Below are 9,271 nucleotides of genomic sequence, written 5' to 3' on the forward strand. Positions count from 1 at the left end.
GTACGTATGACGGCAAAGTTCAGAAGTCTTATTTTAACGGTAAAGTCGTCAGTGAAACGGATTGGAGCGGTAAATTCACAATCTTCGCTGCGCCTACGGGTGCCATCGTTCTCGGTAAGGACAACGAGGCAGACATTCAATACCTGAATGGGTTTATCGATGAGTTCGCCTTCTATACACGCGCCTTGAGTGAGGATGAGATTAAAGCCGATATGAACAACGGTGTTTTATTTGCTGTCGATCCTACGGAAAAATTGAGCACTACGTGGGCGGCAATTAAGGCTGAGTATTAGAAAAGTCATGGGCAGGTTTCAGAACCTGTCCATGAAACACACCTGTTTCAGATACAGACGATGAAAATTCTCCAATCGTCACCAAGTTTTTAACCTCTCTTGATAAAAACAGAAACCCAGTTAGAATCATACTTATCCGAACCGACAGACGAAGTGATAGCGTCAATGACGGCGCTGGAGGGGGATATTCTTATCCTTGGTGTTGGTGGAAAGATGGGACCGACGCTCGCCAAACAGGCGAAACGCGCCATTGATCTCACAGGGATAACCAAAAAGGTTATCGGTGTGTCCCGTTTTTCGACACCGGGCGTGCCAGAAGATTTGCACGAAGCCGGTATTGAAACGATCGCCGCGGATCTATTATCAGAAGACTGTTTGCAAAACCTGCCTAACATTCAAAACGTGATTTTGATGGCAGGTCGGAAGTTCGGTTCCACAGATAATGAAAGTTTAACGTGGGCAATGAACAGTTACATGCCAGGACGCGTGGCAAATAAGTTCAGAGATTCTCAGTTAGTCGTTTTTTCAACAGGGAACGTCTACCCGCTGACCCCAACCTCCCATGGGGGCGCGACAGAATGTTTACCCCCTGTTCCAGTCGGTGAATATGCACAATCGTGCCTGAGTCGTGAGCGGATATGTACCTACTTTTCATCGCAATTCGGTATACCTATGGCGATTTTACGCTTAAATTACGCGATCGACCTCCGCTACGGGATATTACTGGATATCGCTGAAAAAGTTTACACAGAACAACCAATTTCACTTGAGATGGGCACTGTGAACGTGATATGGCAAGGAGACGCCAATGCTGTGGCTTTGCGAGTTTTCGCACACTGCCAAAGCCCTCCATTGATCCTTAATGTGACGGGACCGGAGACTGTTTCTGTCCGATACCTCGCTTCACGTTTCGGCGCGCTTTTCAACAAACCGCCACGGTTCGAGGGTGAAGAGGCAGAAACCGCACTGCTAAGTAATGCATCTCGGTGTCATCGTCTATTTGGATACCCACGTGTTTCTTTGGAGCAAATGATCGAGTGGACAGCAGAATGGGTTCGGATAGGCGGCACAACACTCCGTAAACCGACGCATTTCGAGGTACGTGACGGAAAATTCTGACACTTCGGACTGGACTCTAAAAACAACATAGACAAAAAATGCGAATTCTGTTAGCATACGGTTCGGCTGTATTTTTGTGACGTTTGCCCTTTTAATCAGTAGTGCTTTGTGCCAGCTGCACCCACCGATGATTATTGCCTTTGCTTCGGACGTGAGTGGTGATTGGGAAATCTACCTGACAGATACGACCGGCAGACGTCCAGTGAATCTTACAAACAATCCGGCTGCGGATTATTATCCGACGTGGGCACCTGATGGCGTTCAGATCGCTTTCTTCTCTCGGCGCGATGGGAATCATGAAATCTATGTGATGCAGGCTGATGGTACCCATCAGCGACGCTTAACACACCACCCCGCAACAGATAAGGCTCCAGCTTGGGCTCCCGATGGTAAGCGACTTGCTTTCACCTCAAATCGAGATGGGCATTTCAACATTTATCTGCTCCACCTCGATAACGGCGAGGTAACCCACCTCACCGATAATCCATTTGAAGATGAAGCCCCGTCGTGGGCACCCGATGGAAAAACCTTAGTTTTCCATTCAAAACGGGAACTTAACTGGGATATCTATGTGATTGATGCAGGCAGTCGGGTGGAACGGCGATTGACACATCAAATCCTGATGGACACCTATCCCGCTTGGTCGCCCGATGGCACACGGATTGTATACGCGTCTATGCATCAAGAGGCAGAACTCGCTGATTTCGATTTGTATATCATGGACGCAATTGATGGTGGGAACAAGCAAGCACTCACCGACACACCAACTGATGAGGCAGTTCCTGCTTGGGCACCAAATGGCAAAACGCTTGCCTTTCAATTTGAAAAGGACGGCAGATGGGTTATCCACCTGATGCATACCGATGGAACCGAACGTCGTGAATTGATTAACAATGGAGCATGGGCGGCACAACCGAAATGGTTCAGCGGTTCGGACGTTTTGCCTATAGAACCGTCAACATTACAGATTCAGCAATGGGGCAAAATTCGAGGTTTTTAATTATTCCTTGCGGAGGAACAACGTGCGTTTCGACGCTCACGTGCGTCCCTTATATCCGCTCTCCATTTCATTACGAGCTACAGGCTTGGGACTCACGAACACCTCTTAACTGACAACTGACAACTGATAACTTTAAAAAAGGAGATACTTTTATGCGTTTCAAAATGTTAGTATTAGGTACGCTTTTCATGTTTGGCATACTGCTAACAAGCGGCATGAGTTACGGCTATGAGCGCGCGATTGAGGCAGAGATGGCAGATGTGATCGAAGCACCGATGGTCGTCGCCGACGACGCAGATGCTTCCGGTGGACAGTTTATATGGATGGAAGGTGAGCCCGTTGCTGGTGGCGGTGGTGAAGGTTGGGCGGAATACACGCTGCATATCCCCGCACCCGGTACCTATGCCCTCTGGGGTAAAGTCATCGCATGGGATGGCAATAGCGATTCCTTCTGGGTGACATGGCAACCCGCCGATCCAGATGAAGATGCGCAAGCAACTCAGAATACTGAGTTCCGCTGGGGTGTCGCGCAAGGCAACGACTGGCACTGGGATCGCATCAACCACTGGTTAGACGGCGGCACTTTTGAACGGGAATGGGAGATAGAAGCAGCTGGAGACACAACACTGCGTATCGGCGTTCGGGAAGATGCTACGATGCTGGATGTGATCTTCATCACTGACAATCTCTCTGAAGACGAAGCGGAAGCAGGTCCACGGGATCCAATTCCTGAAGATTCCTTAACGCCTGTCGAGCCACAAGATAAACTCGCTACAACGTGGGGCAGACTCAAAGCGGGTAAATAGAAGAATGGCTGTCGGTTATCGGAAACCGTCGGAAACCGTCAGTAAGAGGTTTTACGGCTAAAAACACCCTCTTTACTGACGGCTGACGGCTGACAGCTGACGGCTATAAAGAAAGGAGCATTTTGGTGAAATACGGAATAATTCTTCCGATGCTTATACTGACAGCGTTTTTATGCGGTATTGTGGGACTTGGTGCTGAGGTCGAAATTGCTCTCGAAGCCGAATTAGCGCAAGAGATTGTAGAACCGATGATTATTGCAGACGATAAAGATGCATCTGATAAAAAGTTCATCTGGATGGAAGGTGAGCCGGTAGCTGGTGGCGGTGGTACAGGACACGCCGACTTTATTATCAACATCCCTGAACCCGGGAAGTACGCACTCTGGGGACACGTTATCGCATGGGATGGCAACAGCGATTCCTTCTGGGTCGTATGGCAACCCGCTGACCCGGATGAAAATGCACAAGCAACCCAGAATACTGAGTTCCGCTGGGGCGTCGCGCAAGGTGCCGCTTGGCATTGGGATCGCATCAATCACTGGTTAGATGGTGGCACTTTTGACAGAGAATGGAAGTTTGATAAAGCCGGTGAAACGCTCCTACGTATCGGCGTTCGGGAAGATGCTACGATGTTGGACGCAATTTTCGTGACGACTAACGTGAAAGCCACGGCTGCCGACCAAGCAAACGTTCGTCTTCCAACCGATAAAGACAGGAAGATACAAATTGAGGGGCTCGCTGTGGACGCGAAAGGTAAAGCCGCAACCACATGGGGCTCCCTGAAACAGGCATATCAATGAGAAATGGTGGAAGAACAGGCGAGTAAAAGATCGGAAGCGTGGAAGGGCGTTTCTTTCTTCCATCCTTCCATCCTTCCATCCCCGCTTGCAGCCTTCCAGTCTTCCAGCCAAGTTTCACTGGGGCAGCATCAATGGAAAAGGAAGCCTCCAGTGGTTTTGCCCCTATTAAACGATTGTTGCGAAACAGATAGCACTCCTCTCCGTAATAGTCGATGCGCCATCGATCAAAACCACGTTCAAATTGGACAACACGATCAGGCGGGCCGAGGTGAAGTTTTAACTTCTCCATTGCCCGCTTGTCGCGCGTTACAAGTGCATAAGTCGTATACGCTAACCCCGAAAGAATCCCTCCCAAGGCTATCTTCCCTCTTAATTTGACCGAAATACCCTCCGCAGTTGGTGTTAATCCCGAAATTAGGCACAAAATAAGCACAAAAGCACATATTTTTTTTGTTTTTTCACAGAAAATTTGACATAAATTTTTCATAAGTGTGTTAACCTTGACAAAAAAACATTTTGCGTGTATCCTAATTGGAACGATTAAAAAAGAGTCGCTACTTAGGGTACAGATTGCCAACCCATATTGAGGAGATTGAAAACCTGTAAAAATCTTCAATCTCAGTCCGAAGAATCGGGGTTACAAACCCCTCCCACAGTGGAAAGCGGTCCAGGAGCAATCCATTAAAAACCTAATTAGCGATCTACTCGGAGCGTGTAAAGATGACTGTCATGCATTCTAAGGGAGAAACTCCCGACACAACAGATGCACCGAATTGTACGACAGAATTGAGTCTTGAGGACGTTAAACAAGAATTGTACAACCGTCACCATCCAAGTTTAACGTTTCTCGACATAGAAGCCCATGCAAAGACTATCCACAAGATACGGGCCCTGAAACAGAAGCACAACGTTGTGATGCTCGGTCACAACTACATGGAGCCACTGGTTTTTGGACTTTCTGAAAAAGAGGAACAGGGTGATTCGCTCGGCCTGAGCATGTACGCTGCAAACACAGAAGCACCCTATCTAATTTTCAACGGCGTGCCGTTCATGGCAGAAACAGCGAAAATTTTGAATCCGAGCAAAACAGTGCTGGTTGCAGATAAGACAGCAGGTTGTTCACTCGCCGATAACTTCGGTGCTGAAGATGTCAAGGAGTTGAAAGCTCTTTATCCGGGCGCGCCAGTGATGATTTACGTTAATAGCTACGCCGACGCGAAAGCAGAATCGGATATCTGCTGCACATCAGCAAATGCAGCACACATCGCAAAAACGATGCCAGGGGACACAGTGATTTTCGTGCCCGATATCTTCTTTGCACAGAATTTAGAGGAAGAATTGAAAGGCGAGAAAAATGTCGTCTATCCCGGCAAAGACAACACAGCGCGCGGCGCAGTCTGTGAAGTTCATGAAAGGTTCACACTTGATGACCTACTCGGAATCCGAGAATCGTTTGAAATTCCGAAAGGGCATCTGCTCCGCAAATTATACGCGCACTGGGAATGTCGTCCAAACGTTTTACAGGAAGCAGATTTTTACGGCAGTACCAGTCAGATTATGAAGGATATAGCGGAACGTGTCGCGGTAAACCAACTTGAGCGCGCTTTTGTTGCTTCGGAATGTGAACTCACCTCAAATCTGGCACAAGAATTTCCAGAAGTCCAATTTTGGACTGCTTGCTCCGTCCGATGCTCACACATGGCACAGGTGAGTTTGGGTAAAATAGCGAATATTCTGGAAGCGATCGATCAGAATGCAGACCTCGGTGAATACGAAATTACACTGAATCCGGAAGTTATTGATAAAGCCCGCACACCGATTCAGCGAATGCTTGAAGCAAGTGTGTAATTAGCCGAAAGCCATCAGCCGTCGGCTGTCAGTTAAGAGGTGAATCAAAATCTCTTGTGACCGATGGCTGATAGCCGACAGCCGAAAGCCATTAAAATCGTGTGATGAAAGAAACGCGATGCGCATTGCCGACATACGCGTCCGGCACGAAAGCGTAGTCAAACTGGAAGTCAATGTTCGCTAACGCATCTTCGCCACTGCGTCGCACACCGATACCGAGTGCCAATCCATCGCTGGGATTCTCATTCATCCCGATTCGGTATCCGATACGCGCAGCAATGCTTTTGTAAAACCACCGCTCTGCCCCGATGTGAAAACTCGGATTTGCATCAATGAGCGGAAGATTTGCGTCTGCGACAAATGCCCACACCTCCTGCGGAGGTGTGACGTCCTCAGTTTCGGTTTCCGCCGGTTGTTTCCACGTTCTATAAGCCAATCCTGCCCGGATCGCCATCGGCAGATTTTCCCCACCATCTAAGACCCCAGCATTTTGGACAGCAACCCCAATGCCGAGATGATTGTCAAGCAAACGTAAGATTACACCGACATCTGCTGCAATACCATAAGCATTCTGAATGTCCAATTGTTGCGAAATTATCTTTGCCGTGCCACCCACTGACATTGCTGAGCCAAGCGGGTAGGCGAGAGACAACCCCGTAGCGAAACCTCCGACTGTCACAGTACTATCTGGATCTTCCGTTGGTCCCTGCCGGCGTTCAATTTCAGTGAAACTTCCGAGAAAGCTTGCTCCCCAGACGAGCCGATCTATCCGCTGTGCGTATCCAATGGTTTGATTGTTAATGTCCGCAAATGAGAAGTGTTGCATTGCGGTCAGTTCCTGATCGTGGACAGCGGTTAACCCTGCCGGATTCCAAAAGATAGTGTTAACGTCATTCGCAAGTCCAGCGAAGGCACCCCCCATTCCAACAGGCCGACTTCCACCTTCAATTTTTAAGAAAGCAGCACCAGCTGTTCCCGCTCCATCGTGGATACTAACTGCGTGCGCGCTTGGGGTAACCACAGTTACTATGAGAAGCACTATTGCGATTTTTTTAATTACGCGCAGATTTCCGATCATCCTATACAAGTTTCTTAAAGGTGAGCAGTTTATTTTCATTTTTTAATTATGGTCTCCTCGTAGGGTGCCCATTCTTTTTTACTAAAACCCACAATTACCTATACACCAGCGGAAAGGCAGTTTCCAGTGACTCGTTCGTGACATGATTTTCACCGCGAAGCAATTTTCAACTGCCGCACGTTCTACCGACCACTGACCGCTACTCTAATCAACGACCAGCACTTTTCCGACAACGTTGGCGCGATTTCCGGCTGAATTGACGGCTTCCAATCTGAAGACATAGAGTCCTCGTGCGACAGGGGTGCCCGCTTGATTCTCCAGATTCCATTTCACCAACTGATCATTGCGCTGTCCTGATACAACATCGGGATACGTTTGGGAGAGCACCATGTCACCACTCCAATCATAGATACTCAGTGTGAGTTCAATCGTATCGCCGCGTGGCACATTGACATCAAAGGAGAAGAAGGCAACATCCCGTTTTGAAAGTCGAAGTGGATTTGGCCATCCAAAGGTTGTCCCCCGGAAGGTGAGCGACACAGACATGGTATACTCACCAATGTCGTAAACCTCGTAGTTCCCCGCATTGTCAGTGACTCGGACATCTAAGTCGTATTCACCAGAACGTGTTGGCAGGAAGTCAATGGACCAGACGCTCCACGGTTCCTGTTCTGCATCGCTATCATCAACAGCCGCAACAGGATCTATGGGTTGTTTGTCGGGTCCAGTACCGACGATCTCAACGATCCACACGCCAGATGCTGGAACTGTAATCTCGCCGTCACCGACCCGCTGTGTGCCACTTGGGTCGGAGGCTGTGCCTTCTAATGGCAATGCTTTATCAGTGAGTTCGGTTTCACCACCATCACTCGTTATAGCGGCAGTTGGTACGGTCGTTTCATACAAAAATTCGGTGGTCAGCGAATCGGTTGGTGCGAATCCGAGGAGTTCGGAGTCATTCCCGATGCTCATAATCGTGACTTTATAAACACCTTGCATCGTAAGTCCATCGGATTTGAAAATGAGAGTGTCCACACCATTCTGCTGTGTACTTCCAGAAATCTCCGATCCATCCGGGCTTGTCACACTAATCTTCGATTGCGCCAAGTTGACCCCTAAGCCTGTGTCAAAGATGTTTGCCTGGATGACAACACCACCAGTTGTCGAAACCGCAGTCGGATAACTTTCCGCATTGATGTCAACAAGGAGGGGTGCTTCATTGATAAGTAACGTGCTCGGGTCAATCATCGGTGGACTCGTATCGTAGATGAAAACCTTTTCATAAGGTTCATCGTCGTTACCTGCCCGGTCTTTAGGGTTAAGGGTAATTCGATATTCACCATCTGCGGAACCGTTGTCCGCAAGAGGGACAGTCAGCCGGAAAGTGAGGTTGTCTTGTCCATCGTCAGAGATTCGTCCTGAAATCTTGGTTGGATTTGGTGAGAGCCGTTCAAAGGTTAACCATTTCTCATCAAGGTTTTCCCAATCAATTCCGGACGTTACATCGGTAAGATTGACATGAATTTCTGTCAGAGAATTATTCACCTCAGGTTCTGCAACAACAAGGTTAATCGCTTCATCAGGCTCAATTTCGGGTGCTTGTGTATCGTAAGTGAAGGTTAATCGTTGAACTTCACCGCTCCGTCCAGAAGCACTGATTGGCGTAAACTCAATAGTATAAACACCATCTTCGGACCCGTCGGTAGCGAGTGGGCGGACGAGATTATAGATTAATTGGTCAGTTTTCCGCTCTTGTTGCCCGGCGACGACCTGAGTGGCAGGATTTAGTAAACGAAGTGTTGACAAGTGATTTTCGTCATCCGTTTCGAGGGTTACTTCTATCAGTTCAAGCTCCTCATTCATAAACGCTTCATCCGCTGGTGCTGTAATTGGTTCTGTTGAAACGATGGCAGGTAAACGTCTTGACAAGATAAAACTCTGCCTAAAGTCGGTAGCGTCTCCATTGCCTGCGCGGTCAACAGCTTGCACCCGGATAATATATCGACCATCTTCAACAAGTTGACTGGTAGTGAGGGTTAACTCCGCTTCGCCATCGCTAACGAGTTCACCTGATATTTCAGCACCATTCGGATCAATCAATGTTACCGTAGTCACCGCCCAATCAATACCGCTACCGCCCTCATCGTTGAGTTTCACTTGTATCTCTGTAACATCCTCTGTAAGTAAAGCACCATCGGCTGGTACTGTACTCACCAATGTGGGTGCTTGGGTATCGTAGACAATCAAGTGTTCGACTGTATACAGATTTTTCGCCTTATCTGCCAACTCAACAAGAACCGTATATTCCCCATCCATACTGCCATCAA

The 9,271-nt window shown here is 48.3% G+C and carries 8 protein-coding genes; 6 read left to right on the forward strand and 2 right to left on the reverse strand.

Annotation, left to right across the window (positions count from 1 at the left end; genetic code table 11):
• The 6 genes from J4G07_20985 to J4G07_21010 form a co-directional block, all read left to right on the forward strand.
• Nucleotides 1-293, forward strand: a 293-nt coding sequence (locus J4G07_20985; GenBank protein ID MCE2416462.1) for a LamG domain-containing protein, incomplete at its 5' end; no start/stop codon positions are given.
• 102 nt (nt 294-395) lie between these two features.
• Nucleotides 396-1,412 carry an NAD(P)-dependent oxidoreductase gene (locus J4G07_20990; GenBank protein ID MCE2416463.1) on the forward strand — a complete coding sequence of 339 codons (1,017 nt, stop codon included), beginning with the start codon at nt 396-398 and terminating at the stop codon, nt 1,410-1,412.
• A gap of 127 nt (nt 1,413-1,539) precedes the next feature.
• Nucleotides 1,540-2,412 (forward strand): PD40 domain-containing protein, encoded by an 873-nt coding sequence (locus J4G07_20995; GenBank protein ID MCE2416464.1) that lies wholly within the window; start codon nt 1,540-1,542, stop codon nt 2,410-2,412.
• A 152-nt stretch (nt 2,413-2,564) separates the two neighbouring features.
• Complete coding sequence (locus tag J4G07_21000) at nt 2,565-3,218, forward strand: hypothetical protein (GenBank protein MCE2416465.1); 654 nt, start codon at nt 2,565-2,567, stop codon at nt 3,216-3,218.
• Between the two features lie 125 nt (nt 3,219-3,343).
• Entirely contained in the window at nt 3,344-4,018 is a 675-nt protein-coding gene (locus tag J4G07_21005; protein ID MCE2416466.1) for a hypothetical protein, read from the forward strand.
• Nucleotides 4,019-4,738: 720 nt separating this feature from the next.
• Entirely contained in the window at nt 4,739-5,866 is a 1,128-nt protein-coding gene (locus J4G07_21010) for a quinolinate synthase NadA (protein ID MCE2416467.1), read from the forward strand.
• A gap of 91 nt (nt 5,867-5,957) precedes the next feature.
• On the opposite strand, the gene J4G07_21015 is transcribed toward J4G07_21010, so the two are convergent.
• The gene (locus J4G07_21015) at nt 5,958-6,983 is read right to left on the reverse strand and encodes a PorV/PorQ family protein (GenBank protein ID MCE2416468.1); all 1,026 of its coding nucleotides are present in this window, start codon (nt 6,981-6,983) and stop codon (nt 5,958-5,960) included.
• Between the two features lie 165 nt (nt 6,984-7,148).
• The coding region (locus J4G07_21020; GenBank protein ID MCE2416469.1) for an Ig-like domain repeat protein at nt 7,149-9,271 on the reverse strand (2,123 nt) is incomplete at its 5' end.

The sequence above is a fragment of the Candidatus Poribacteria bacterium genome (assembly GCA_021295715.1).
In the GTDB taxonomy this organism is placed as follows: domain Bacteria; phylum Poribacteria; class WGA-4E; order WGA-4E; family WGA-3G; genus WGA-3G.